The sequence below is a fragment of the Paenibacillus sp. FSL R7-0163 genome (assembly GCF_037969975.1).
GTDB classification, from domain to species: Bacteria; Bacillota; Bacilli; order Paenibacillales; family Paenibacillaceae; genus Paenibacillus_AQ; species Paenibacillus_AQ odorifer.
Window position 1 is genome coordinate 6,306,436 of sequence record NZ_CP150224.1, and the last position, 24,208, is coordinate 6,330,643.

Below are 24,208 nucleotides of genomic sequence, written 5' to 3' on the forward strand. Positions count from 1 at the left end.
AGAGATAAATGAAAAGCATATTGTATAAGTATATGAGTAAATTTACATCTCTTAACGAAATGGAACAGCAGGATATTGTTGAAGGTATTCCTATTGAGGAATACAAGAAGGGAACGGTACTCCTTAGACAAGGAGACGTTCCCTCAAAATGTTTTTTTGTGTTAAAGGGATGTGTGAGGCAGTCCTCGGTAGATGAATCGGGCAAAGAAGTCACATCTAATTTTTATACGGAAGAGCAAGCGGTTTCGATTTTTAATCGGCATCAAGAGAGTAGACCCTCAGCGTACACCTTAACCTGCCTAGAAGACAGCATATTGGTGGTTGGTGATCTTAATGCGGAACAGGATATGCTCCATAAACACGCTCAGCTGGAAACCATGATACGCAAAATGGTAGAGGAAAACCTGGGTGAGGTTCAGGATGAGTTGACTTCCTTTATTGCTTCCAATCCTGAAGAACGTTACAAAGCCTTGTTACAAAAAAGACCTCATTTACTTACCCGTGTCCCCCAACATCAACTAGCCAGTTATTTGGGGATTACGCCAGAGTCATTAAGTAGAATTAAGAAGCGGGTTCATTCCGGTGATGAATAGCAAAATCGTTATACACTTTTGGGGATTTTTCCACCTCTAAGCAGTAGCCATATCCCAAAGCCTAGTTCTCCTACAATCATAGGAATAGTAAAAATAAAATTAAGTGTTGTAATGACTGCCTCATATTGTGTGAGAAACATTTTGCTTAGATGAATGATAATATAGCCTATTGAAGCAAGCAGCAGCAGGATGCTGATTACTTTAGGAATGACATCGGATTTTAAAGCCACATAGCCCACTATTAACAAATGCCCGCCAAAAACGACTAACCCCATAGACCAAATGAATTGAAATGCATCCAGAAATAACATCATAAATGCTTGAGTTTGTTCGATTGTTAATGTGGAAAAGCCATTTGTGTTTCCCGTGAACAGCAGCACAAATATCAAGGTTAAGATAGAGATTGCCAATATAGCGGAATAGGTTAAACGGAGCCATGCGCCGAGTAATGAAAGATTTTGGTTGACGGGTTCTAGAAACATATAAAACGCCCAGGCGACCAGAATGTCAGCAATCATAATGATGATCCAGCCCAAGATTTCCCCTTTGAAAAGGTTGTTGGAAGATACGATGTTAATAAATGTGGCACTGGCATCGCCTTGCACAACAAGAGTCCCATGGACAAAGCCATATGAAAAAAATGAAGCAATGGTCATGATGATCAGTGATATTCCAGCTGTTAAAGCGGACTTGCGCTGATTCGACAGGTCTTTTTCTGAGATAGCCATAAGATAGCCTCCTAAAGGACTTTTATTTCATTGTAATTAGGAGTACTATGTCGGGCATTGACTTAAATCAAGACTCTGAATTTAATCAAGCGAAGTAAGTATCATTGTTATCGCGTTATCAACAAAGGATCGCTCTGGGCGAGATTTCAAGAGTACAGTAAGCCCTATTAGCGATACGATTAGTGCCTGTGCCAAGGCCTTCGCATTTACACCACCCTTAAGCTCACCTGATTGTATACCGCGTTCAATAGTTTCTTGAAATATGACCGATAGATACATTTGATGTTCTCTTGTAAGGATCTCGAATTTCTCATCATGAGGTGCCAGCTCGACCATTGTATTGATGCAAAAACATCCTCGGTTCACACTGCCTGAATACTCCTCCGCCACCACATCTTCAAAAAAACTACGAAAGGCTTTTTTCACGGATGGATTGCTTTGAAGTTGGGCTCGGACACGAGAAGCATGGGACATCGTATATTTACGTAGCGCAGCTTCGAACAATTCTTTTTTGTCTCCAAAAGCTGAGTATATACTGGGGCGTTGAATGCCCATTCTGGAAGTTAAATCACTTAATGAGGTAGCCTCATATCCCTTTTCCCAAAATAGCTCCATAGCTGATTCTAATACTTTTTCCTCGTCAAATTCACGGGTTCGAGCCATTATAACACCCCTCTTTATATTTGATTTCAATAATTGATTACCGAACAGTATTTTATAATACTAGAACTAGTCGTATAAATTGTCAAATGAAAGTCGGTGGCGTCAAATATTTATGTTGACATCATTTGTTTTGTGAGATAAATTTACTGAGCACAATAACATACTGATCGGTATGGAAAGTGTTTGCGATTTAAATTTAACAGAGAAAGGGTGTGTCCAAAATGCAAGGGACTAAAGAGAAGCTTTCGTCACAAGAGACGCATACGCCATCTGATTCTATTCATGCTTCCTCGATGCCTCGTTATATGACACTTTTGTTTGCCGTTGTCTGCGGGATGTCGGTTGCAAACATCTACTTTGCACAACCATTGCTTGATCATTTGTCGAGAGAATTTGGTATTGATTATTCAACCATTGGTATTCTTATTACTATCACGCAGATCTTTTATGCAGTGGGGCTGTTACTGCTCGTGCCACTAGGAGATTTACTGAATCAGCGCCGCCTGATTATCGGCCAGATGTTATTATCTGTGGTGGCTTTGATTATCGTGGGTACTGCCTCTTCCAGCACGGTACTATTCGTAGGTATGGCCTCAGTGGGACTACTCGCTGTTGTAACACAGACGCTTGTTGCGTTCGCGGCGACAATGGCTGCCCCTGCCGAACGCGGGCGAGTCGTAGGCATGGTCACAAGTGGAATTGTGATTGGAATACTTCTTGCGCGATCCATTTCAGGAATACTTACAGATCTTGCAGGTTGGCGTTCCGTATACCTTTTTTCTGCTGCTTTAATGCTTTGTATGGTGTGTACATTATTTAGGGTGTTGCCAAATGTGGAACGTGAGGTAAAAACACTGTCATACGCTCAGCTGCTTAGTTCAGTGTTTATGTTGTTTGTGCAAGAGAGAGTATTGCGTATCCGCGCTATTCTGGCTTTGCTGATTTTTACTGCTTTCAGTATTCTGTGGACTTCTGTGGTCTTGCCTCTCAGTGCTCCGCCGTTATCACTTTCACATACTGCAATTGGGGCATTTGGTCTGGCGGGAATTGTGGGAGCATTAGCTGCTGCGCGGGCGGGAAAGCTAGCTGATCAGGGTCATGGACAGAGAACGACAGGCATAGCATTACTTCTATTGTTGATATCATGGTGGTTTATCAGTTTTACGGAGCAGTCGCTGTTGGCATTGGTCATTGGTATTGTTCTGCTTGATTTGGCTGTGCAGGCGGTGCATGTCACCAATCAAAGTATCATACTTACCTTGCGCATGGAGGCACGTAGTCGGCTCACCGCAGGGTATATGGTTTTTTACTCCATTGGAAGTGCTACCGGATCGATTGCTTCCACTCAAATATATTCTCACTATGGCTGGAACGGGGTATGTTGGCTTGGAGCTTCTGTTAGTGCTGTGGCTTTTTTATTTTGGGCTGTAACCTTGCGTGCTACGAATGCCGCGTTGCAACGGCGCCCTGCTTGGAAATAATCGGGGCAAGTCAATAAGGGTGGAGGTTCCGTTTTCCGGGCATGTTATTTAAAACAGGTTTGGGAGGGGATAAGGATGTCTAGAAGAAACAGGAAATATGCAGTGCCGGGAGCCAGCCGCGGAATGCAAATTTTTAAAGCGGAAGTGATGCGGCGCGAGGGGTATGATGTAGATCCGGAGCGGCCTGATGATGTGAAATACGAAGTCGCAAAAGAACTGGGTGTCCCTTTGGAGCACGGTCAAAATGGTCATTTGAGCACAGAATCGGTGGGCCAGATCGGCGGTAAAATTGGTGGATCGATGGTCCGCGAAATGATTCGTCTCGCACAGCAGCAATTGGTGGATCAGGAAAGGCAGTAGCATTTTTCTAATATATGTTGCAGAGATCGCGGGAGGCGGTTTTCGTCCTATATTGTACGGGACTGAGGCCGTCCTTTCGGTGTTTGCGTTATTTTATAATTGTATAGTAAAAAAATTCCTGAAATTCCCTAAAACAACCTGATTCATGGTAGAATTTTACCGATGTTCCACGGTATAGTGGAGAAGGATATATCATCATTCAAGTCTGTAGTGGGAGAGGAATTATCAGATGAATCAGAGATATCGCAAACGCAACACGGCTGCTTTTACGGGGGCATCGTATTTTGCATTGGGGGCAGGACTTTTTCTATTCTGTTTGGGAGTGTACAACGACACTTGGGAGCTAAACGTAAAAGGGTATTATTTGCTTTGTATGGTGTTAATTACGATTTCCTGTATCGTTGTGCAAAAGGTGGTCAGGGACAATACAGAGGATAAAGAATTTCGTTTGGATAACCCTAAACACAGGATGAGAAACACAGGGGCCTTCACAATTATGGCTTTTGTGGGTTTGATTATCGGGTATGCGATGTTTTTTATTGGTCTTTACAATGCTCCATTTGAATTAAATGTAAAGGGGTATTACATAGCTGTTATTCTCTTGATTTCTTATAGCGCTATTGGCGTTCAGAAAGTGACGCGGGATAACGCGGAAGATAACGAGATTCTTGCCGAGCAAGAGGCGAGACGGGACATCCAAGGATAAAGAGGGATATAGCCAGCTTTCTCGCTGCCAACAGCAAGCTGCTTCAACTTTACTTACCATCATAAATTGTAAACAGGAGCTTCGTGTATTAACGGAGCTTCTGTTTATTTTTTTGAAATAGCAGCAATAATCTTGCCGATCTAAATATTATGAGGACTATTTGTTAGAACAACATCCTTAGTTTGGATTGTTTTTTACTATACGGTTCTCTATACTCTTCATAATACTTGAAGTAGGAGTGGATAATGGATGATCCGTCTGAAGGATATAGGGAAGTTCCAGGAACTGCCGCAAATGGCCATGCATATTTACAATGGAAACATTCCGGAATTAGAGGCTGCCATTAGAGCAGGCTGGGATATTGAAGAGGGCATCGTCCTTAGCCAATATACTACGTTAACCCCGTTAGATTTGGCGCTTATATCAGAGAGAATGGATGTCATAAAGCTGCTGGTACAGCACAGTGTAAATCTGAATGTGAAGAATAATCCGGCTTTTTTGCTCGCGGTTCGCTATTGCAAAGAAGATATCGTCCGCTATATTGCAGCACAAGGGGCTAAACTGGACAAGCTTAATCAGGTCAAGTCAGGTGCATATTCGCAGGCCTACTATGGCAACAAAAACAATATCCCGCTCATACATGAGCTAGGATTAGATATTAAGCAGCATGGTGGGGGTGTATTACGCAAAGCGGTGTCAGATCATGACCTTAAGACCGTTACTTATTTACTGGATCATGGGGTGGACATTAATTACAACAAATCCGATATGGTCTATCCTTATCAAGCGACTCCGTTAACAGTTGCCACGAGAATTGGTAATCAAGCGATGGTACAATTTTTGATTGAACGTGGCGCAGACGTTACCTTGGCAGAAAAAGATGGCGATCGCCCGTACACCATTGCAGTGAGTAATAAGAATACAGCTTTGGCTGACTATTTGAAATCGTTAGAGCCGGCTGAATTTCATGATATCGAGAACAAGAAGTTTGAGCTGAGAAAATATAAATTGTCTGATGAATTGGTTAGCTTTCTTACTGGAAAAAATCTGCGTCTTGAGCTAACACAAAATGAATATGAAATTAGATATATCGACTTTTTCACATTAACTGATACCATTGAAATGAAAATCGGCCGGCAAAAGCTGCTCCGTCTGTCAGCCGATATAGATAATTACTCTGATCTGCTGCTTATGTGGAATCCGAAGAAAAAAGGCCTGATCGGCTGTTACGACGTGGAACATCAGACGTACGCGGATTTATGTAGTTTTGCAGAATTTCTCACGCAGCCGGAGATATACCTTATTAATTTTCTTGAAGGAACATAGTTGTTAATATCTCTTGATCTGCCTATTTCTTTTGCAGGAATCATTCTATTCGTCGTTGAATATATCCCGGTAACCGTATTACGTATTCAAAATACGTAGCCACAGGAGGAGAACAACATTGAAATCGATTACCGTTCAAAGCCTTACGGAAACGTTTAAGCTGGAAGTGCTTGCGGGTGCTAGCTGCATGGACCGTGAGATTACTCGCTCAAAGACACATAGACCTGGCCTGGAGTTCGTGGGTTACTTCGATTTTTTCCCCATGAAGCGAGTACAAGTATTGGGCCGCAAAGAAATCAATTATCTGCTAAAGCTAAGCGTTGAGCAACGCAAGTTACATATTGGCAATATTGTTAAGTATCATCCCCCATGCTTTATTGTGACGACGGGTCAGCAGGAGATTCCTTATTTGACTTTATTCTGCGACCAAGAAGGTATACCACTACTTCGAACGGAAGAGACGACGTCAGAGTTCATCGCAAAGATTGATACTTATCTGGTGAAGGCGCTGGCGCCTGAACTTTCAATTCATGGAGTGTGTGTGAACGTGTCCGGCATAGGGGTCCTATTGAGGGGCAAGTCCGGGATCGGAAAAAGCGAAACCGCTCACACGCTCATTAGAAGAGGTCATCGGTTTGTGGCCGATGATGTAGTTGTGCTTAAGAAGCTGGGACCGGCGACGCTTCTCGGCACGCATAATGAAACGACCCGTGAATTCCTAGCGCTGCGCAGTATTGGTCTGATCAACGTTGTACGGCAGTACGGGCGTAGAGCTTTTCAGGAAGAGACACGAATTGTACTCGACATCGAGTTGTCACCATGGCGGGAGAATTCCTTGAATAATGAGCTCGAAATCGAACCCCAGTTCACAGACTATCTTGGCGTGCAAATTCCGCATATTGAAATTCAGCTTCAGCCTGGCCGTGACGTGGCTGGCCTGATCGAGGCGGCTGCGAACAATTGGTACCTTAAGCAGCTTGGCTATAGTGCCGCTGAAGAGTTCCTGCAGAGGATCGAAAACGGGATGCAGTCGTAAAGGCAGGATAGAAGGCAGCAATTATAGTTACCCATAAATAAATGGTTTTCTGTATACTCAAAACAGACCGCAGATAAACGCTGCGGTCTGTTTTTCACAGCAAAAAGGGAAGTTGTCTTTTGATTGATATGGCTAGGACATGCGTTATTGGCTGGGCATAGGTTAGAAATGGTATAATTTCTAATAGGTATTTTGAGTGATCGTTAATAGGAGGTATTAATGATGAGTGATGAGTTATTGGCAAAATTGGATGAATGGCATGAGGAAGATGAATTTCAAGAAATCGTGGATGCAATCACGGAAATTCCTGAAGAGGAAAGAGATTATGTTCTGACTAGTCATTTGGGCAGGGCGCTTAATAATCTCGGGCAATATGAAGAGGCTTTAGAGCAGTATTTGAGCATTGAAGAAGAGGGTGAAGGTGACCCGCTCTGGCATTACCGTATCGGGGTTTCTTATTATTATCTGAAAAGATATGACGAAGCTTTAAAAGCGTTTACGATTGCCGATCAGCTGGAGCCTGATGATGAAGACACACTGGAGTTTCTGGGCTGGATCAAACGTAAATTGGCTAAAAAAGCTGCGAAAAAGCCTGTAAGCAAACCTGCAAAGAAGCCTGTAATAGCGTTGGATACCACTAATTTCTGGGATGACAGCGAGTATGCGTTCTCAGAATATATCTCTGATCCGCCTTCAGATGCGTTGATTACTTCAGTACAAGAAGAGCTGGTCTTCAAGCTGCCTGCTTCCTATGTGGATATGATGAAGTTACATAATGGGGGAATTCCTCATAACAATCGTTATCCGATTCCGGGAACAGGAGAATTTATTACGATTTCTGGTATCCTCGGAATTGGACGAGATAAGAATAAGTCGCTGTGTGGAGCTTCAGGCAGCCGGACTGTGATTGAAAATGGACGTTATCCTGAAGTTGGCGTGGTGATTTGTGATTGTCCTTCTGAGAATGAAGTGGTGATGCTGGATTACCGCGAATTCGGGAATGATGGCGAACCTGAGGTTATTCATGTAGATCGGGATAACAAATACAAAATCACGCGTTTGGCTGATAATTTTGAGACCTTTATCAGCGGACTGGTGAAATAGTCTATTTCGCTGGCTAAGAATACTTATAATCAAATCAAGGCATTCCTTAAGAGGAGTGCCTATTTCTATTAGGTGATTATAAGGGGAGCGTCTTTCGGACTCAGCTGACCTTAAATGCAGCTTTTTCGCATATTTGAAATGCCAACGGACCGCATAGCAGCTATTGGCATAAAAAACACCCAATATGAACCCGATTCATAGGAATAGCGTCGCTGGAGTCCGAAACTACGCACAAAAGGCTAAAAATATGCCAATAACGTCATCTGGGTCCGAAAGCCTCAGTGGACGAATACGATTCGGCGATTTAGCTGAAGGTGGGGCTGATTCGAAGTCGTTGGGTTTTACTAGCCAATAATCGGTCTTGAGTCAGCTAACCAACGACCCAAAACACAGAGCAGCGGTGCCCCCATTAATGGGGAACCGCTGCTCTGCTGTCTTTTTCTCGGATCATTGCTGGGTGCTAAACACCTTAGATTGCAGGATATCGAGGGCATGGTTAATCTCGGCTAATTCCTCTGGGGGAACCTCTTTAATCCGGTTCAGAAAACGTTCACCGATCCGTTCAAAAGCCTCGTTCATCATCGCTTGTCCAGCATCAGACAACCGAATCATTTGCTTACGCCGGTCCTCGGCGACATCAAGCTTCTCACACAGGTTTTTTTCTGTTAATTTCTTGAGCTCACGGCTGGTATTCGGCATAGAGATATTCTTACAATCGCTGATTTGGCTGAGGGTAACAGGCTGGCTAACCGCAATATATTCCAGAATACTATATTGAACGGGCGTAATGCCTTCCGGTCTAACATCTTTGGTAAAGTCAAATGTTACTTCATGGACTGCTGTCGTAAAGGTAACAATTTTCTGAAAAAACGCTTGTTTGTCCATAAGGATCACCTCTTATTGTAAACCTTAACAAAATAATTATCATAATACAATTATCATTTGACAACTAAATAACGGTTGTGATACCATTTTGTTATCAAATGATAATTAAAGAGGTGGAGCAATGAACGTTTTAGTCATCTATACACATCCGAATCATAAAAGTTTAAGTTATGCTTTTTTCAATAAAGTCATTCAGGGAAGTAATGAGAATCAAAAGATCACGAAGATAGAGGTCCTTGATCTTTACGAAGAGCAATTTGATCCTGTGCTGGTCTTTAATGAAAATAAACGTAGAAGAGACATGCATATTGATCCCAAGCTCGAGAAGTATCGGGAGCAGATTCGTCAGGCCGATAAAATTGTGTTTGTGTATCCAATCTGGTGGGGACGTCCTCCCGCGATGTTGCTCGGTTATATTGACCAAATGTTTGCTTCTAATTTCGCTTACAGAGAAAAGGGTGGCCTCATCCCCGAAGGGCTGCTGAAAGGAAAGTCAGTGGTTTGCATTTCCAGCATGAAGGGGCCGACCCTCTATCCTTTATATTGGTTGAATAATTCCCATAAAGTGCTGATGAGAAAAGCATTATTTCAATATTGTGGCATCAAGAAAGTGAAGTTTTTCGAATTTGGGAATATGGAGAGTCCGAAAGGGAAACATGATAAGAAGTTAAATCAGGTGTACCAATATTTTAAAGCTGTGGCTAATTAATACCTCGAAAATATCTGCTCTATGATTATTCGAGATAACACTGGAAGTGGATGTCTCAAGCGATCCCATAGTTGGATGGTTCAAAACAACGGTGGGATCAAACCAAATGTTCTCCACGATATAAATACGCGCATACATTGTAGTCATACATTTCTTCCACCGGCTGCTTTTTTTATTCAGCCTCCTTATTTACTATTAATTGTGAAAGCCTTAATTATATACAACTCGTATGTGATTAAATATAATTAATGTAAAAAAAGCCTATATTATTCTAAAGCAGCTTGTGGCTCAGATGAAGATGGAGAAATAGCTCTCACACCGGTGTAAGGTATGGTGTTGCTGGCTAATTTTTTTTGTTGGCTTTTGAAATAAGGGCTGTTATATTTGAAAATACTATGTAACTTAAGGTTCAGCAACTGGGTATCGACACAATGGAGAGGCGGATTCACATGCAACAAATGTTAGACAGTATGATTAGCGCAACAAATGACTTTCTTTGGTCGAAAATTTTGGTGGTTCTGCTTATTGTTTGTGGAATTTATTTCACCATTCGATCGAAGTTTGTTCAGTTTGGCATGTTTAAAGAAATGTTTAGGGTCCTTAAAGAGTCCAATGAAAGGTCAAAAGATTCCATTTCGTCGTTTCAGGCTTTCTGTATCAGTATGGCAGCAAGGGTTGGGACAGGGAATATTACAGGGATCGCAATTGCTATCGCAATAGGTGGACCAGGAGCTGTTTTTTGGATGTGGGTCATAGCTATTATTGGATCAGCGTCCGGATTTATTGAAAGTACTCTGGCACAGGTGTATAAAGTGAAGGACAAGACTGGATTTCGTGGTGGTCCCGCCTATTATATGGAGCAAGGCCTGAAAAAACGCTGGATGGGCGCGGTATTTGCGGTTTTGATCACGTTATCCTTTGGTCTTGTATTTAATGCAGTTCAATCCAATACGATTACAGTGGCCTTTGAGAATTCATTTGGCACTAATCGGGTGATTCTTGGACTTGTAGTCGCTGCTGCTTTTGCGGCTGTTATCTTTGGTGGGGTTAAACGTATTGCTAGAATGTCCGAATATATTGTAGTGGTAATGGCAGGGATCTATATTGGGGCCGCTGTTATTATTATGTTAATTAATATTACGGAAATACCGGCGATTCTGGCGCTTATTGTGAAAAGTGCTTTTGGATTTGAACAAATCGCGGGGGGATCTTTTGGGGCAGTCATTCTGCAAGGGGTGAAAAGAGGACTATTCTCCAACGAAGCGGGGATGGGTAGTGCTCCAAATGCTGCGGCAACTGCAACAACTAGTCATCCGGTGAAACAAGGGCTGATGCAAGCGCTGGGTGTACTTACAGACACGTTACTTATTTGTTCGAGTACTGCTTTTATTATCTTGTTATCTGATGCGTATAAACAGCCAGGGCTGGATGGAATTAAGCTGACACAAGCGGCATTAAGCGAACATATTGGTTCGTGGGCCTCTGGATCCCTAGCGATCATGATTTTGTTGTTTGCTTTCAGTACGTTAATCGGAAATTATTATTATGGTGAGACCAATATAGAATTCTTGAACTCCAATAAAAAAGTATTACTATTCTATAGATACAGCGTCTTGGCGATGATTATTTTTGGCTCCGTAGCTAAGGTTCAATTGGTATGGGATTTGGCTGATTTATTTATGGGCTTCATGGTCATCGTGAATTTGATCGCTATTCTTCTATTATCTAAGGTGGTCTTTGCCGCCCTGCAGGATTATAAGCGCCAGAAGCGTGCAGGCAAGGACCCTGTCTTTTATAAAGATAGCATAGAGGGTTTGGAGAACGTGGAATGTTGGGACAATTCTTCAGATATAAAAACATAGTAGGGTAAGTATTTGAGGGCTCAGGAAACTGAGCCCTTTTTGGTATAAAGGGGTAGTTAGAAAAACGAGCCTTTAGAATCGCTTCTAAGGCTCGTTTGGTGTACAGAAAATTAAATTACTCCCTCTTGATTTAGGGTTTAACCAGCAGCCCATACATCTAACTCAATTTTTAATTCAGGTAACCCTAATCCTTTAATATAAGCAATTGTCATTGAAGGAGGTGTCATGCCGAATACTTTATTCCAAATTTCATAGAAATGGTTCCAATCGATTTCTTCCGTAGCCCAAATGTTGATTTTGATTACATTATCAGGTGTTAGCCTTTGAGAAGAAAGGACTTCAACAATATTACTCATCGTATTTGTTACCTGTTGGTTAAAATCTGTAGGGATATGATTGTTTTGATCGATTCCAATTTGGCCAGAAAATACATACATTTCAGCATTTCTACTTATTTTTGTTACATGACTATAGTTACCAACCGGTTTAGCAATATTCTCTGGATTATATCTTGTAATAACATTATTATTTAAGTTCATTTTGTGAATTCTCCTTTAAATAGAAGATACATACCGATATCTAAGTTATATATCTCCGCTGTTTTTTAGTTTCTTTTAATTTTTGACAGACCTATCCTATCAATAATTAATTCTAGAAAAAAACAGCAGTAGAATACCCAATACCAAAAGATAGATATTTTAGCGATCTCTTTTTCACCGGGTATTCCTCCTTCATATTTAAAGTAAGATAAGTTTCCTCAGAATGATATCATTAATCCAAGTGATACTGCAACAATTCCACTTTCGACACAATTTTCTAAGCTTTTTTTGCTGTTATAAATGAAAATAATGAAATATTTTTTGAAAAAAAAGCAAAAAAGACTTACATTATTCTTTTTTATATTGTTATAATAACAAACAGACCGGTTGGTATGTTAGGGGGAGTACGTTATTGTGGATACAAAATCGCTAATGATTGAGACGGCGACACTTCTTTTTCAGCAAAAAGGATATAAAAATGTAGGCGTGAGTGAAATTTTAAAAGCCTGTAATGTGACCAAAGGAGCGCTTTATCATCATTTTCCAAATGGAAAAGAAGAACTATTAATTGCTTGTTTAAAGGGCTTAAATGAAGCAATTACGATAGATATTGAGGATATTTTTAAAAAGCATCCATCGACGTTAGAAGCTACACAATCCATGATTGACAAGTTAGTTCACAACTTAGAAACTGAGGGCACGATTACCGGATATACCTTTAGCAGTATTGTCAGTGAAATGGCTACGGTGAGTGAACCTGTTCGCCAGGCATGTAGCTTGCTCTATGAGAACATGGAACGAATTTACTGCGATAAGCTTGTAACTGAAGGTTATTCGCAGGAATCAGCCTCCGATATGGCTTTGTGGATGACGGCTTCGATTGAAGGGGCGATGATGTTGTGCCTAACGCAAAAATCTACAACTCCCTTAAAAACTATCGCCAAACTATTACCGACAATATTGAAAGGAAGAACATCATGAATCAAGAAGCAAGATTACCAAGAAACGGTAAGGAGGGGGCATTATATGGTGCAATCATTTGTACACTGACGGTACTGTTTATGTCTTCAATAAATATCATTTTAGGGGTTGGAGAATTTAATGGTGAGGTTGCCTTAACGATTCTTAAGGTGTTTCCGATCATTTGGGTAATTGTCATGATTATTGAGCCTGTTGTTATTGGCCGTATTGCCGAAAAGCTGACAGCTACATTCACACAACCCACAGATAGCTTCAACGCCAAAATCCTATTCCTTATCTTGTTCACCGTACTAGGGATGTCATTTTGTATGACGTTTATTGGAGACATTATCGGAAACGGGTTGAGTTCTCAAACGTTTAATCACTTCTTAGCCAATTGGCCAAGAAATTTCCTGATTGCACTGTTCGCTGAAAGTATATTAATACAGCCGTTTGCAAGATTTGTGATGGTAAAGCTACATGCTTCTCAGGACAAAAAGAAATCCAGCGCTGTTGGCGTAACTATACATGGATTATCAGAACAAAATTCCTAACATAAATAAGCTCTCAGGCGAAGCGATTCGTTTGAGAGCTTTTCTATTACCGTGTATAATGATGTTTTGGTTGAATAATTGAAACTCAAATCTTTGCCCGATATCTTTCGGGTAAGCCCTCCTATATAACAATGAAAGCATAACAATGAAAGGTGATTTTCTGACATGATGATCTATAGTCGTCTTGCCATAATGATGCCCCCATTTCCCTAGCTAGGCTCATATTCTTGTAGTTGTTCGAGGATATAAGCTTGTAGGAGGGCGAAAATAAGATGAAAAAATATGCAGCACCATCGTTACTTTTAATGATTGTTCTTGTGGCTTTTCCGCAAATTAGTGAGACGATTTACACCCCATCGTTACCGGATATCGCAGTAGCACTTGGGGCCACCAATAGTTCTGTACAGTTAACGTTAAGTATATATTTTATTGGATTTGCTTTAGGTGTTTTTAGCTGGGGTTGGTTGTCTGACTTCATCGGGCGGAGATCTTCCATGCTGGCTGGACTTCTTGTATACGGTATGGGAAGCCTGATGTGTTTTTACTCAGAATCCATTCATCTGCTGTTAGTCAGCCGGTTTATACAAGCGTTTGGAGCAGCAACAGGTTCGATTATTACCCAAACCATTCTTCGTGAGAGTGTCTCCGGGAATAAACGGCATGTTATGTTTGCCCAAATCTCGGCGGTCATTGCTTTTACTCCCGCAGTAGGTCCGTTAATTGGCGGATGGGTGGATCAAGCTTTTGGTTTTCGAGCGGTTTTCTTTACATTAGTGATGATGAGTGTGTTGTTATTTATGTATGCTTTTTGGAAGCTGCCAGAAACCACTGATGTTTCCATGAGAAAAAAGGTGGCTATTCTGCCTATAGTCAAAAAAATGCTCGCATTGCCACGTGTATTGGTGTTTGGATTACTAATTGGAGGCATTAACGGAATCTTATTCAGCTATTATGCTGAAGCTCCTTTTATATTTATTGAACACTTTCAGATTTCGCCAGGAGTCTATGGTTTTCTCGGCATTATTGTGGCTTTGGCGTCGATTGTAGGAGCAATGATCTCCAAAAGGTTATTAACCCTCTATGCCCCAGAAAAAATAATCCATATCGGCTGTCTAGTAATGGCGGGCGGAGCCTTGCTATTAACAATCGCAAGCAGTCTTGACTCGCTGCCGGACATGATAGTGATCGTATGTATTCTAATAGCGCTGTTTGTCCTATTAATGGGTGCAGGGATTGCTTTACCTAATTGTCTAAGTCTTGCTCTTGTTCAATTTCAGGATGTTGTAGGAACAGCAGGCGCAATATTTAGCTTGGGCTATTATTTGCTTGTTAGCTTGGCGACGTGGGGAATGAGCGCTCTTCATAATGGTTCATTACTGACGATGCCTATTTATTTCTTAGGGATTAGCGGCGGAATGTGGTTATTAGGCAAAAAATTTATTGTAGTGGAATAGAAATAACTTCTTAGTCATTTGATTAGTAGGAAGATATGGATCGGGGCGTCCATAAATTAAGGGCAGCAGTCTGGAACTTTTTGAGTTCCGGACTGCTTTTTGTTTGTTAGTCCACTTCTGGCACAATGACTTGGATATGACGAGGGAGAACACTTAGTGTAATAGGCAAAGTTGGACCTTCTTCGCCATCTACATTGGTTCTTACGGTTTCTAGAGAGCTTACACTTACATTGTGGGCTGTGAAATAGACAACGTCTTTATGATCTTTGAGGGTACCCAGCAGTAAAGATATACTGGCTGTAATGGTATTGAATATACTGAGGTCCAAAATAATAAAACAATGAAGCAGACCGTCGTCAACCGCAGCATCCGGTATTAGATTCTCGAACCCGCCGACTGAGTTGGTTAATACGGCGAGAAAGAGTAAGGAGTCTCCTTGCCATATTTGTTCATCATGGTGAATGACAAGGGGGTGGGCTGTAGGGCTTGTAAGTTGTTTAAGACCTTCTTTCAAGTATGCCAATGAGCCGAGTTTGGTTTTATCTTCGGAGGATACAGAGGATAATGATCCGGCAATTGAACCTACAGCAACAACGTTGCCGAATAGGCGGTCATTTAAGCGACCGATATCTACGTTTTTTAGGTTAGAGGAGGCAAGGGTTTGAATGGCTATTTCGGGATTCAGTGGAATTTGTAATGCACGGGCGAAATCATTAGCCGTTCCTAAAGGAACCACACCTAATATTGGGTGGTGTTCCTGATCGATAAGACCATTAATGGTCTCGTGAAGCGTGCCATCCCCGCCGATAGAGACAACCAGGTCATAACCTTCCTCACAAGCAGTGATGGAATAACGAGTGGCGTCTAGTTCTTTTGCCGTCTCGTTGATCGTAACGGAGTAGTCTTTGTCACTTAGGACTCTTGTTGCGTATCTGACATATTGGCTGGCTTCCTCTTTACCGGATGAGGGGTTAATAATAATCATAGCTTGCCGCATAAGGATAATCCTCTCTATTGTGATCTAATAGAAGTTTATTCTTACCATTACCCCAAAGTAGGCCAGCGGAACTCGTTCTCATAAAAAAAGGTGAGCAAGATTGACCTAAGTCATCCTGCCCACCTGTGTATTCAATTAATAGACTTTATCTCCATTAAAAATGGAGTTCTTAACGATAACGTAATCCACATTACGGATAGCCTCTAATTTATTGCCACCTGCATAAGAGATGGAGGATTGAAGATCCTGCTCCATTTCTCTTAGGGTTTCTGCTAAAGCCCCCTTATGCTCAACCGCAATTTTCTTACCTTCGACGTTCTTCTTTTCACCTTTTTGGTATTCTGAAGCGGAGCCAAAGTATTCTTTATAGAGCTTCCCAGCGATTTCGATGGTTTCACCCGGAGATTCTTCATGACCAGCAAATAGTGAACCAATCATGACCATAGAAGCGCCAAATCGTACGGATTTAGCAATATCACCGTGTGTGCGAATGCCTCCATCGGCAATAATAGGCTTGCTTGCAGCCTTGGCACACAAGCGTAGCGCAGCTAACTGCCAGCCGCCTGTACCGAATCCAGTTTTGATCTTAGTGATACATACCTTCCCTGGTCCAATCCCAACTTTAGTAGCATCAGCCCCAGCGTTTTCTAATTCTCTAACGCCTTCAGGTGTTCCTACATTTCCTGCAATAACAAAACTAGCAGGCAGGTATTGTTTAATATGTTTGATCATCCGAATGACTGCTTCGGAATGGCCATGTGCAATGTCAATTGTAATGAATTCCGGAACCAGCTGTTCTTTGGATAATTGTTCGACGAAATCATACTCTTCTTCTTTAACTCCGACGCTGATGGATGCGATTAATTCACGGGAGTGCATGTCTTTGATGAAAGACGTACGTTTCTCCGGTTCAAAACGATGCATAATGTAGAAATAGCCATTTTGCGCCAAGGAGATAGCGATCTTCTCATCAATGATGGTTTGCATGTTGGCAGGTACCACCGGCAATCTAAATTTATGCCCACCGAGGGTGACTGATGTATCACACTCCGAACGGCTGTTTACGATACATTTTGCAGGAATTAATTGAATATCTTCATAATCGAATACTTCTTTCATAATTTACACCTCTAAATGCGAACATTATAGTATTTTGGTTTGTTAATTGTTCGTCCAAATTGTAATGTACCTCATTCTGCGCCGTAAGTCAAAATTCTAGTACATTATGGTGTAAATTGGACATAATTATACGGCAAATTCGTGTACGGCATTCTTTTTCCTCCATTTAAAAAAGCTTGAAGGCAATATAAGCAGCAACGGTCCAGATAATGATCGCGGAGATCTTATTAATGATCCGCATGATTTTGCCACTTGAGTCGATTTGTCCTACGGTTTTTCCGGCTACAGCCAGCCCAAAGAACCAAATCCATGACACTAGGATAGTCGCGCCAGCAAATACAACTTTGTCTACACCTGTGTAACTAAGCGAGCTAGTGCCGATAACGCCAATAGTATCCAAAATCGCATGTGGATTTAATAAAGAAACGGACAGCGCGAACAGGATTTGTTTTTTGGAGGATAAAGGGGTTGCGTCTTGCGCTGACGATGCCGGTGTACTTTTCCAGATAGACCATCCCATATACAAAAGAAATAAAAGTCCTACAGCAAATAAAGCGGTCTGCAGAACGGGGATGGCAAACACAAGGACTGAAACACCTAATACGGCTAATAAAATAAGCAGGGTATCGCATAAAGCGGCTGTAACAATAACGGGAATGGCTTTTTTAAAATGTGGCTGCGAGGCCCCTTGGTTAAATACAAAGACATTTTGTGCGCCAAGTGAAAGAATTAATCCAAAGGCTAGTGCAATGCCATGAAGTAGTGCGGCTAACATAGTTATTATTCCCCCGATACTGGTCATACGTTATAAAATTTACGGACCTATTGGTTTGATTGGTCTACTACAATTTTATGGACAAATAATATGTACTATCATACAGTCTGGGCTTTGCTTTAAAAAGCTGCTTATTCAGAGGGACATTGAATGATCAATTACACTAATTACACCATTAGTAAAAATGTCATCTCAACTCATGACTTTTTGTAACTAGTGAGTCCTTAAGGGGTTACACTATAATAAAGATTAAGTCAGCAGAGTATATAGGGGGAAATGTCTTGTTTAATCTGGTCAAACAGTGGTTCTGGTACGATTGGCTCGTCCTCCTGTTTCGGATTTGTTTTTCTACTTCTTTTTTGGTCACCATGTGTTATCTTTCGGAGGATTTTACGATTCCGTTCTGGATCGCGTTTGTTTGGGGCGTGGTCTCTTTTTCTGTGCCTTGGTTTTGTTTGCAGCTGCACTACAAGTATTATCTGATGGCGGAGATCCTCTTTTCGGGTGGACTTTGCTTATATTTGGCTGCTTTGTTTCCTGAATCGTACGTAACTTTTCTGCCTATCGCTTTTATGATTGCCAGCAATAGTGCAGAGAAGTCCTATCGTTGGACAGCTCCGATCACGGTCATTTTGATTCCAATTATGTTATCTAGATTGTCACAACAAATGGATGCTGTATCAATGATTTTTAACATGGGTTTAGTGTATACGCTTGGGTTCGCTTTTCATTTACTAGTGGTGAATCACAAGCAGGGTAGAATTATTAAGGAGCAAAATGCTGTTTTAGAGCAGTATATCTCGCAAGTTGAACGTATGACACTTCTGGAAGAACGAGATCGTTTATCCAAAGATCTGCATGATACGGTGGGGCATTCTTATACTTCAATTATTATGGGGCTAGAGACTTTACGTTCGGAGGTGAACACCTCTGAAGGAGAGCACAAAATAGATGCCTTGTTAAAGCTAACCCGCAATGGCTTGGATGATGTTCGGCGATATTTGCACCATGTGGGCGCTTCGGAGGATGCATTGACGCTTATGCAGTCCCTACAGAAATTAGTGGATGACTTCCAGACCTTCTCCAAGGTTAAGATTCGCTTAAGAACATTCGGAGAGCCGTATACAGTATCTAAGCAGGCCCAAATGGCACTATACAGATGTTTGCAGGAGTCGATAACCAACGCTGCACGTCATGGTCACGCCACTGAAATTGTTATCAGCTTACATTATGAAGAGAAGTTGATTCGGCTGGATGTGCAGGATAATGGATTAGGCACTGAAGATTTAAAAGCAGGATTTGGTGTCAATGCGATGAAGGAGCGTGCCTCCAACTTGCAAGGACAGGTGTATTTCTACTCTAAGCCAGGGGAAGGAACCTTAGTGACCTGCAGTTTACCAAGGCTTGAAGAGATACAGGAGGAAACGGTTCGTTTATTGCTGGTGGATGATCAACCCTATATCCGCGATAGTCTGCGAATTATTCTAGAGCAGGAGCCGGATTTTGCGATTATTGGGTTAGCTGAGAATGGTGAACAAGCAATAAGCCTCTGCGAGCAGGAACAACCTCACGTGGTGCTGATGGACTTAAATATGCCAGGCATGGACGGTGCAGAAGCGACTAAGCTTATTAAGCAAAAGTGGCCAGGGGTACGAGTGTTGATCCTGACTACTTTTCAAGAAGCAGATATGGCAGTCGAGGCACTGCAAAATGGGGCAGATGGTTACTTGTTAAAGTCTACCGAGCCGCAGGAGCTGTTCGAAGGAATACGTCTCGTACATCGGGGCGTAAAGATGATTACACCCGATATTACGAATGTATTAATTGATCACTATGAGATGCATCCAGCTTCAGAGGCGCCGCCGACGGAGAAGAATAATGAATATGGGCTGACCTCGCGTGAGCTGGAGATTCTAGAATGCCTCTCGAAGGGAATGCGTTATAAATCTATTGCCGCTAAACTATATCTGTCCGATGGAACGGTGAGAAATTACGCGTCCACCATCTATGCTAAGCTCGGGGTACGAAACCGTGAGGAGGCAGTCGAGAAGGCTTTTGGCATTTCGGATTAATGCTAACTAAATCTAAATCAGTTAAAATTGAGAAACACCTTATTGTTTGCTTTCCCTTGTGGGAGTAGGCAGTAGGGTGTTTTTTTTGTCATATGACATTATGGCACTGGTCGATTTTACACCAAAAGCACTAGCATAAGAGTTGCTTAGATATGAACAATTTTTTATTGCAGAGAGGGAGAGAAAAGCATGAATCAAATGATCCGGAAACATGTGAGAAATTTCTGTTTCTTATTAATTACTTTTGCCACAGGGCTATTTTACTTTTGTTTTTATTTGGTGGGTATTACCTTTGGAGTTGCGATGTCCTTCACCTTAGTGGGGATTCCGATCCTCTATTATGTTTTGCGTTCTACCGAGACTTTTTTACAGTATGAGCGAATTCGAACTAAAGTCTATACCGATATCTCCGTTCGCACGCTACCAACCCGATCTCACGAAGAAGGCAGCTTGTGGGAAAAGGTGAAGATGGAGTTGCAGGATAATCATAACTGGAGAGCGATTATAGGGTTGATGTTGCAACTTGGCATCGGCATGGTCAGTCTCATTTGTGCCACTCTTTTTTACTTGACCCCTATTATTCTCCTGTTGTCACCTATCCTGTATTTATTAGATGTATCCTCTATAACGCTATTTGGGATTGAAAATAAAACATTCAACATCTCACTTTTCTTCATGTTGTTAGGTGCAGTGTCTCTATGGATAGGTGCTTATCTCGGAAACAGTCTGGTAAAGATGATCGGCAGGTATACGCGGCGTTTAGTGAAGGATTTTGCTAGAAGATAAACTCAAACAGGAAAGAAGGAAAAATGATGATAACCTCAGTTCCATTTATAAAATTATTCTCACAATCCCTTTGGATGATGTGGGAGAACATATTTGCTGTCATCACCAAATTTCGTAGTCAGTCCGTGCGTAGATACGGGATATGTAAATTGGTAGTGTTGAAATATCACGGAGAAATTTTGGTCTGCCAAGATGGGCAACGGATACTTCCTGGAGATTGGGTGGGTGAGCTTCATTTGGACAATCGCCAGATCGTGCAGCTGACACGGACGCTTGGTGCAGATCGGGCCGGAATTCGTACGGCACGCATGCTTCGCGAGGCTATGAAGGAGATCAGTCGTGATCTAGACAGCAATCCGGAACTAAGCAAAGTAAATGCGCTAACCGGGATTACGCTGCTTCACCGGGGGATTATTCATGGAATAGGTTTTGAGCAGCGCCCCATCAAGTCCAAATGGCAGCGGCACTGGTTCGGGATATACCTTCGTTTCTTACTGCGCATGCTGCATCCGGAAGGGAAACATCGTGTAGAGGACAGCACAGAGAAGTTATCTCCCATGATGCTTGTGCTTAGTAAGCAGTCCTTGAAAGCGCGGTTTGCCCCGCGTAAGACAGAGGCGGCTTCCTAATGTGGGCCTTCATAATTTTAGCAGTGGATGTGATTGTTCTTTATATGATCGTTCCTTTTGCACTTACCCGAATATTGGGATGGGGGGTTCACTCGGACGTAGGTGCAGAGAAGGAAATTGCCTTTACGTTCGATGACGGTCCGGATCCTTGTTATACACCTGAACTTCTAGATCTATTAAAAGAGCATGGCATAAAGGCGACCTTCTTCGTATTAGGCAAAAAGGCAAAGCAATATCCGGAATTGATCGAGCGTATGCACAGAGAAGGACACCAAATCGGCATTCATAATTATACTCATACACCCAACTGGATCCACTTCCCCTGGACCAATAGACGGAAGCAAGTAGATCGCACAGCAGACATTGTTGAGCGAATTACAGGAGAGCGGCCTATCTTTTACCGCCCACCTTGGGGGCTTCTTAATTTAGGGGATTTCTTTTTGCTAAGAGAATCTTATCGAATCGTATTGTGGTCTGTCATGGTCGGAGATTGGAAAGCTTCACTGAGTGCAGAACAATTAAAGGATGCCTTAATAAAAAAAATAAAACCAGGCTCAATCATTGTTCTACACGACAGCGGAGATACACCGTGGGCAGATGAAGAAGCGCCCTTGAATATGATCACTGGATTAGAAGAAGTCTTAAAAGAAATGGATAAAAAGGGTCTGAAGTGTCTTCGGATGGATGAACTGCTGAACAAGGAAGTTAGTCATAGTAGAGAAGCTAGATCCAGAGTCAAACATCGGGGGCAGATTGATCTGTAGCTATTGAAATTTCTCAATCATTTTTTATATGGCAAGGGCTATGGTAACATTTAGAGTAAAGCGGTCCGTACCTATATAAATTGTTGAGAAAAGGATGGGGTAGCATGTTGAATGCTTCTTACTGGTTAACCAATATAAGATTAGAACAAGGTTATGTTATTGAGGATGGGCAAGTAGCGGGTACGAATACGAAGATTTGTCATCTCCGCATTGACGGGGATAAGATATCAGAAGTTGTTGGAGCAGACATAGAGCTTCAGAGCCAGCTCCCGAAATATGACTGTAAAGAGTTGTTGATGTTGCCTTCTTTCGAAGAAGCACATATCCATTTAGATAAAACGTATTACGGTGGACCATGGAGAGCGGTAAAGCCTGCGTCCAGTGTTTTCGAACGGATTGAGGAAGAGAAGGTATTATTGCCTAAGCTGCTGCCCATGGCGAGACAACAAGCAGAGAGCATCCTGACGCTTATTCAGGGGTTTGGTGCCACACATGTGCGTAGCCATTGCAATATTGAGCCTGTCAGCGGTTTGCAGCGATTAGAGGCAACTGTACAAGCATTAAATACATTCGCGGGCACAATTTCAGCTGAAATTGTGGCGTTTCCCCAGCATGGCCTGCTGCGCTCGGATTCTGTGCAACTGGTAAAACAATCTCTGGCAGAGGGGGCAACCTTTGTAGGCGGAGTAGATCCTTATACGGTGGATGGAGATATCGAGAAGTCACTTCAGACGATGGTGGAACTAGCAGTGATGAGTAATGCCGGCATTGATATTCATTTACATGATGGAAAAGAAGCGGGAAAGAAAACACTGACGCGGTTAGCTGATCTGACGGAAGAAGCTGGCTTGCAAGGAAAGGTCACGGTCAGTCATGCGTTCTGGTTCGCAGGAGCTCAGCAGCAAGAGGCAGAAGAGGTAGCTAAACGGATGGCATCACTGGGTATGACTATTGCATCCACAGTGCCTATTGGAAGAATGATGATGCCACTTCCGATGCTGCATAGCCAAGGGGTAAAAGTGAAGCTGGCAACAGATAGCCTTACCGATCACTGGTCCCCTTTTGGTAATGGAGATCAATTGGAAAAGGCAGGACGTTACGCGGAGTTGTACGGCTGCAACGATGAATTGGCATTATCTCAATCCCTCGGATTTATAACAGGAGGATTAACACCCCTTGATCCAAAAGGCGAGCAGGTATGGCCAAAGGTTGGCGACACTGCTAGCTTTGTGCTGTTGCATGCCAGCTGTTCGGCAGAAGCAGTAGCCCGAAGAGCGCAGCGCCAAGCTGTCTGGTACGAAGGCCGTCTGGTGAGTGGTTCGATAACAAATAGAGACCTGTGAGGCAGATGATATGCTCCTCTCTAACTATCTGCATCAGTATAAATCGGCGATCCTCTCACTCCCGAAGGGTACAGTGCTAACTAAAGAGGATCTGCAGGTGGATAAGCTTCTAATGGAGCGTAATGGCAAGGTGGAAATGTATTATGCCCCCCATAATGAATACATTAATCCTTCTGCTAAGATGATCATTATAGGGTTAACGCCCGGGTTCACACAAATGGGCATAGCGATACAAGAAGCGATCATAGGTCTGGAAGCTGGTTTATCAGATGAAGAGGTATGTAGGACAGCGAAGGAAGCGGCGAGATTCGCAGGCTCCATGCGGAACACGTTAATTCATATGTTAGATACACTTAAACTGCATCAACACTTGAACCTAACCTCTTGTGAAGAACTATTTCAGCAGCAGCAGACGATCCTGCACACCAGCTCTTTATTGCGTTTTCCTGTGTTCGTGGATAAGAAAAATTATAGTGGGACCCAGCCCAAGCTACTTTCAAATTCATTCCTCAGGGCGCAGGCATTATCTTCCTTGCGTGAGGAGCTGAACATACTGAGCCGGGCCTTAATTATTCCCTTAGGAAAAACAGTGGAAAGTATACTTCAACTCCTTGTGTCCGCAGGTGAGCTAGATAAACAACGCTGCTTATGGGGATTTCCCCACCCCTCGGGCGCCAACGGACATCGATATAAGCAGTTCGCCAGCCATCAAGAACAGATGATGAAGATACTGCATAATCATTCATGGAAGGGCTGATTCAAG

24 protein-coding genes and 2 pseudogenes are annotated in these 24,208 nt (G+C 42.3%); 19 read left to right on the plus strand and 7 right to left on the minus strand.

The genetic code is table 11. The features are described 5' to 3' along the window. Positions 1 to 8 precede the first annotated feature (8 nt). The gene (locus NST45_RS27695; RefSeq protein ID WP_036682333.1) at positions 9 to 593 is read left to right on the plus strand and encodes a Crp/Fnr family transcriptional regulator; all 585 of its coding nucleotides are present in this window, start codon (positions 9 to 11) and stop codon (positions 591 to 593) included. 8 nt (positions 594 to 601) lie between these two features. Here the strand turns inward: NST45_RS27695 and NST45_RS27700 are convergent, their stop codons facing one another. Further along, positions 602 to 1,321: a DUF4386 domain-containing protein gene (locus NST45_RS27700; protein ID WP_076099759.1), complete on the minus strand. Its 720-nt coding sequence runs from the start codon at positions 1,319 to 1,321 to the stop codon at positions 602 to 604. 81 nt (positions 1,322 to 1,402) lie between these two features. Next, positions 1,403 to 1,984 (minus strand): TetR/AcrR family transcriptional regulator, encoded by a 582-nt coding sequence (locus NST45_RS27705; RefSeq protein ID WP_036682330.1) that lies wholly within the window; start codon positions 1,982 to 1,984, stop codon positions 1,403 to 1,405. 293 nt (positions 1,985 to 2,277) lie between these two features. Between NST45_RS27705 and NST45_RS27710 the strand changes: the two genes are divergently transcribed. From NST45_RS27710 to NST45_RS27740, 7 genes and pseudogenes are all read left to right on the plus strand, one after another. Continuing rightward, positions 2,278 to 3,465: an MFS transporter gene (locus NST45_RS27710; RefSeq protein ID WP_051491242.1), complete on the plus strand. Its 1,188-nt coding sequence runs from the start codon at positions 2,278 to 2,280 to the stop codon at positions 3,463 to 3,465. Positions 3,466 to 3,540: 75 nt separating this feature from the next. Then, positions 3,541 to 3,825 carry an alpha/beta-type small acid-soluble spore protein gene (locus NST45_RS27715; protein ID WP_036682328.1) on the plus strand — a complete coding sequence of 95 codons (285 nt, stop codon included), beginning with the start codon at positions 3,541 to 3,543 and terminating at the stop codon, positions 3,823 to 3,825. 229 nt (positions 3,826 to 4,054) lie between these two features. After that, positions 4,055 to 4,267 (plus strand): annotated as a pseudogene (locus tag NST45_RS27720) (YiaA/YiaB family inner membrane protein); the annotation flags it as partial. 57 nt (positions 4,268 to 4,324) lie between these two features. Then, positions 4,325 to 4,531: pseudogene (locus NST45_RS27725) on the plus strand (YiaA/YiaB family inner membrane protein); the annotation flags it as partial. A gap of 249 nt (positions 4,532 to 4,780) precedes the next feature. Continuing rightward, positions 4,781 to 5,857 carry an ankyrin repeat domain-containing protein gene (locus NST45_RS27730; protein ID WP_076140597.1) on the plus strand — a complete coding sequence of 359 codons (1,077 nt, stop codon included), beginning with the start codon at positions 4,781 to 4,783 and terminating at the stop codon, positions 5,855 to 5,857. 118 nt (positions 5,858 to 5,975) lie between these two features. Continuing rightward, complete coding sequence (hprK, locus tag NST45_RS27735) at positions 5,976 to 6,893, plus strand: HPr(Ser) kinase/phosphatase (protein ID WP_076140599.1); 918 nt, start codon at positions 5,976 to 5,978, stop codon at positions 6,891 to 6,893. 222 nt (positions 6,894 to 7,115) lie between these two features. Continuing rightward, on the plus strand, positions 7,116 to 7,997 hold the full coding sequence (locus NST45_RS27740; RefSeq protein WP_076105116.1) for an SMI1/KNR4 family protein: 882 nt from the start codon (positions 7,116 to 7,118) through the stop codon (positions 7,995 to 7,997). Positions 7,998 to 8,444: 447 nt separating this feature from the next. On the opposite strand, the gene NST45_RS27745 is transcribed toward NST45_RS27740, so the two are convergent. Continuing rightward, complete coding sequence (locus tag NST45_RS27745; protein ID WP_076105115.1) at positions 8,445 to 8,882, minus strand: MarR family transcriptional regulator; 438 nt, start codon at positions 8,880 to 8,882, stop codon at positions 8,445 to 8,447. 121 nt (positions 8,883 to 9,003) lie between these two features. On the opposite strand from NST45_RS27745, the gene NST45_RS27750 reads away from it, so the two are divergent. Both NST45_RS27750 and NST45_RS27755 read left to right on the plus strand, forming a co-directional pair. After that, the gene (locus NST45_RS27750; protein ID WP_036682318.1) at positions 9,004 to 9,591 is read left to right on the plus strand and encodes an NAD(P)H-dependent oxidoreductase; all 588 of its coding nucleotides are present in this window, start codon (positions 9,004 to 9,006) and stop codon (positions 9,589 to 9,591) included. A gap of 449 nt (positions 9,592 to 10,040) precedes the next feature. Next, on the plus strand, positions 10,041 to 11,453 hold the full coding sequence (locus tag NST45_RS27755; RefSeq protein WP_339824297.1) for an alanine/glycine:cation symporter family protein: 1,413 nt from the start codon (positions 10,041 to 10,043) through the stop codon (positions 11,451 to 11,453). 137 nt (positions 11,454 to 11,590) lie between these two features. Here NST45_RS27755 and NST45_RS27760 read toward each other — a convergent pair whose 3' ends face one another. Beyond that, a complete protein-coding gene (locus tag NST45_RS27760; protein ID WP_036682315.1) occupies positions 11,591 to 11,992 on the minus strand; it encodes a RidA family protein in 402 nt (133 codons plus the stop codon). A gap of 414 nt (positions 11,993 to 12,406) precedes the next feature. On the opposite strand from NST45_RS27760, the gene NST45_RS27765 reads away from it, so the two are divergent. The 3 genes from NST45_RS27765 (at position 12,407) to NST45_RS27775 (ending at position 14,960) form a co-directional block, all read left to right on the plus strand. After that, complete coding sequence (locus tag NST45_RS27765; protein ID WP_036682313.1) at positions 12,407 to 12,973, plus strand: TetR/AcrR family transcriptional regulator; 567 nt, start codon at positions 12,407 to 12,409, stop codon at positions 12,971 to 12,973. Further along, positions 12,970 to 13,506, plus strand: coding sequence for a DUF2798 domain-containing protein (locus tag NST45_RS27770; RefSeq protein ID WP_076140601.1), 537 nt, complete (start codon positions 12,970 to 12,972; stop codon positions 13,504 to 13,506). The genes NST45_RS27765 and NST45_RS27770 overlap by 4 nt, the downstream gene beginning before the upstream one ends. 272 nt (positions 13,507 to 13,778) lie before the next feature. Beyond that, positions 13,779 to 14,960, plus strand: coding sequence for a multidrug effflux MFS transporter (locus NST45_RS27775; RefSeq protein ID WP_036682310.1), 1,182 nt, complete (start codon positions 13,779 to 13,781; stop codon positions 14,958 to 14,960). A gap of 106 nt (positions 14,961 to 15,066) precedes the next feature. Here the strand turns inward: NST45_RS27775 and NST45_RS27780 are convergent, their stop codons facing one another. The 3 genes from NST45_RS27780 to NST45_RS27790 all read right to left on the minus strand — a co-directional run bounded on the left by NST45_RS27780 (position 15,067) and on the right by NST45_RS27790 (position 17,851). Then, positions 15,067 to 15,957 (minus strand): diacylglycerol kinase family protein, encoded by an 891-nt coding sequence (locus NST45_RS27780; protein WP_076140603.1) that lies wholly within the window; start codon positions 15,955 to 15,957, stop codon positions 15,067 to 15,069. A gap of 135 nt (positions 15,958 to 16,092) precedes the next feature. Further along, positions 16,093 to 17,076 carry a GMP reductase gene (gene guaC, locus NST45_RS27785; RefSeq protein WP_036682307.1) on the minus strand — a complete coding sequence of 328 codons (984 nt, stop codon included), beginning with the start codon at positions 17,074 to 17,076 and terminating at the stop codon, positions 16,093 to 16,095. Between the two features lie 166 nt (positions 17,077 to 17,242). Continuing rightward, positions 17,243 to 17,851, minus strand: coding sequence for a LysE/ArgO family amino acid transporter (locus NST45_RS27790; protein ID WP_076140605.1), 609 nt, complete (start codon positions 17,849 to 17,851; stop codon positions 17,243 to 17,245). A gap of 281 nt (positions 17,852 to 18,132) precedes the next feature. On the opposite strand from NST45_RS27790, the gene NST45_RS27795 reads away from it, so the two are divergent. From NST45_RS27795 to NST45_RS27820, 6 genes are all read left to right on the plus strand, one after another. Beyond that, positions 18,133 to 19,923: a hybrid sensor histidine kinase/response regulator transcription factor gene (locus NST45_RS27795; RefSeq protein WP_076140606.1), complete on the plus strand. Its 1,791-nt coding sequence runs from the start codon at positions 18,133 to 18,135 to the stop codon at positions 19,921 to 19,923. A 189-nt stretch (positions 19,924 to 20,112) separates the two neighbouring features. Further along, positions 20,113 to 20,709, plus strand: a complete 597-nt coding sequence (locus NST45_RS27800) for a sensor domain-containing protein (RefSeq protein ID WP_036682302.1) — start codon at positions 20,113 to 20,115, stop codon at positions 20,707 to 20,709. 23 nt (positions 20,710 to 20,732) lie between these two features. Beyond that, positions 20,733 to 21,338, plus strand: a complete 606-nt coding sequence (locus NST45_RS27805; protein WP_038573845.1) for a hypothetical protein — start codon at positions 20,733 to 20,735, stop codon at positions 21,336 to 21,338. Beyond that, complete coding sequence (locus NST45_RS27810; RefSeq protein WP_052097389.1) at positions 21,338 to 22,102, plus strand: polysaccharide deacetylase family protein; 765 nt, start codon at positions 21,338 to 21,340, stop codon at positions 22,100 to 22,102. Before NST45_RS27805 ends, NST45_RS27810 begins: the two co-directional genes overlap by 1 nt. A gap of 104 nt (positions 22,103 to 22,206) precedes the next feature. Further along, a complete protein-coding gene (locus NST45_RS27815; protein ID WP_036682298.1) occupies positions 22,207 to 23,445 on the plus strand; it encodes an amidohydrolase in 1,239 nt (412 codons plus the stop codon). 10 nt (positions 23,446 to 23,455) lie between these two features. After that, positions 23,456 to 24,202, plus strand: a complete 747-nt coding sequence (locus NST45_RS27820; RefSeq protein ID WP_036682296.1) for a uracil-DNA glycosylase family protein — start codon at positions 23,456 to 23,458, stop codon at positions 24,200 to 24,202. The last annotated feature ends 6 nt before the right edge of the window (positions 24,203 to 24,208 follow it).

Excerpts from the sequence above, each read along its gene's own strand:
- NST45_RS27695 (WP_036682333.1), top strand. The coding sequence starts at position 9 with ATGAAAAGCATATTGTATAAGTATATGAGTAAATTTACATCTCTTAAC.
- NST45_RS27700 (WP_076099759.1), bottom strand. The coding sequence starts at position 1,321 with ATGGCTATCTCAGAAAAAGACCTGTCGAATCAGCGCAAGTCCGCTTTA.
- NST45_RS27705 (WP_036682330.1), bottom strand. The coding sequence starts at position 1,984 with ATGGCTCGAACCCGTGAATTTGACGAGGAAAAAGTATTAGAATCAGCT.
- NST45_RS27710 (WP_051491242.1), top strand. The coding sequence starts at position 2,278 with ATGCCTCGTTATATGACACTTTTGTTTGCCGTTGTCTGCGGGATGTCG.
- NST45_RS27715 (WP_036682328.1), top strand. The coding sequence starts at position 3,541 with ATGTCTAGAAGAAACAGGAAATATGCAGTGCCGGGAGCCAGCCGCGGA.
- NST45_RS27730 (WP_076140597.1), top strand. The coding sequence starts at position 4,781 with ATGATCCGTCTGAAGGATATAGGGAAGTTCCAGGAACTGCCGCAAATG.
- NST45_RS27740 (WP_076105116.1), top strand. The coding sequence starts at position 7,116 with ATGAGTGATGAGTTATTGGCAAAATTGGATGAATGGCATGAGGAAGAT.
- NST45_RS27745 (WP_076105115.1), bottom strand. The coding sequence starts at position 8,882 with ATGGACAAACAAGCGTTTTTTCAGAAAATTGTTACCTTTACGACAGCA.
- NST45_RS27750 (WP_036682318.1), top strand. The coding sequence starts at position 9,004 with ATGAACGTTTTAGTCATCTATACACATCCGAATCATAAAAGTTTAAGT.
- NST45_RS27755 (WP_339824297.1), top strand. The coding sequence starts at position 10,041 with ATGCAACAAATGTTAGACAGTATGATTAGCGCAACAAATGACTTTCTT.
- NST45_RS27760 (WP_036682315.1), bottom strand. The coding sequence starts at position 11,992 with ATGAACTTAAATAATAATGTTATTACAAGATATAATCCAGAGAATATT.
- NST45_RS27770 (WP_076140601.1), top strand. The coding sequence starts at position 12,970 with ATGAATCAAGAAGCAAGATTACCAAGAAACGGTAAGGAGGGGGCATTA.
- NST45_RS27775 (WP_036682310.1), top strand. The coding sequence starts at position 13,779 with ATGAAAAAATATGCAGCACCATCGTTACTTTTAATGATTGTTCTTGTG.
- NST45_RS27780 (WP_076140603.1), bottom strand. The coding sequence starts at position 15,957 with ATGCGGCAAGCTATGATTATTATTAACCCCTCATCCGGTAAAGAGGAA.
- guaC (WP_036682307.1), bottom strand. The coding sequence starts at position 17,076 with ATGAAAGAAGTATTCGATTATGAAGATATTCAATTAATTCCTGCAAAA.
- NST45_RS27790 (WP_076140605.1), bottom strand. The coding sequence starts at position 17,851 with ATGTTAGCCGCACTACTTCATGGCATTGCACTAGCCTTTGGATTAATT.
- NST45_RS27800 (WP_036682302.1), top strand. The coding sequence starts at position 20,113 with ATGAATCAAATGATCCGGAAACATGTGAGAAATTTCTGTTTCTTATTA.
- NST45_RS27805 (WP_038573845.1), top strand. The coding sequence starts at position 20,733 with ATGATGATAACCTCAGTTCCATTTATAAAATTATTCTCACAATCCCTT.
- NST45_RS27810 (WP_052097389.1), top strand. The coding sequence starts at position 21,338 with ATGTGGGCCTTCATAATTTTAGCAGTGGATGTGATTGTTCTTTATATG.
- NST45_RS27815 (WP_036682298.1), top strand. The coding sequence starts at position 22,207 with ATGTTGAATGCTTCTTACTGGTTAACCAATATAAGATTAGAACAAGGT.
- NST45_RS27820 (WP_036682296.1), top strand. The coding sequence starts at position 23,456 with ATGCTCCTCTCTAACTATCTGCATCAGTATAAATCGGCGATCCTCTCA.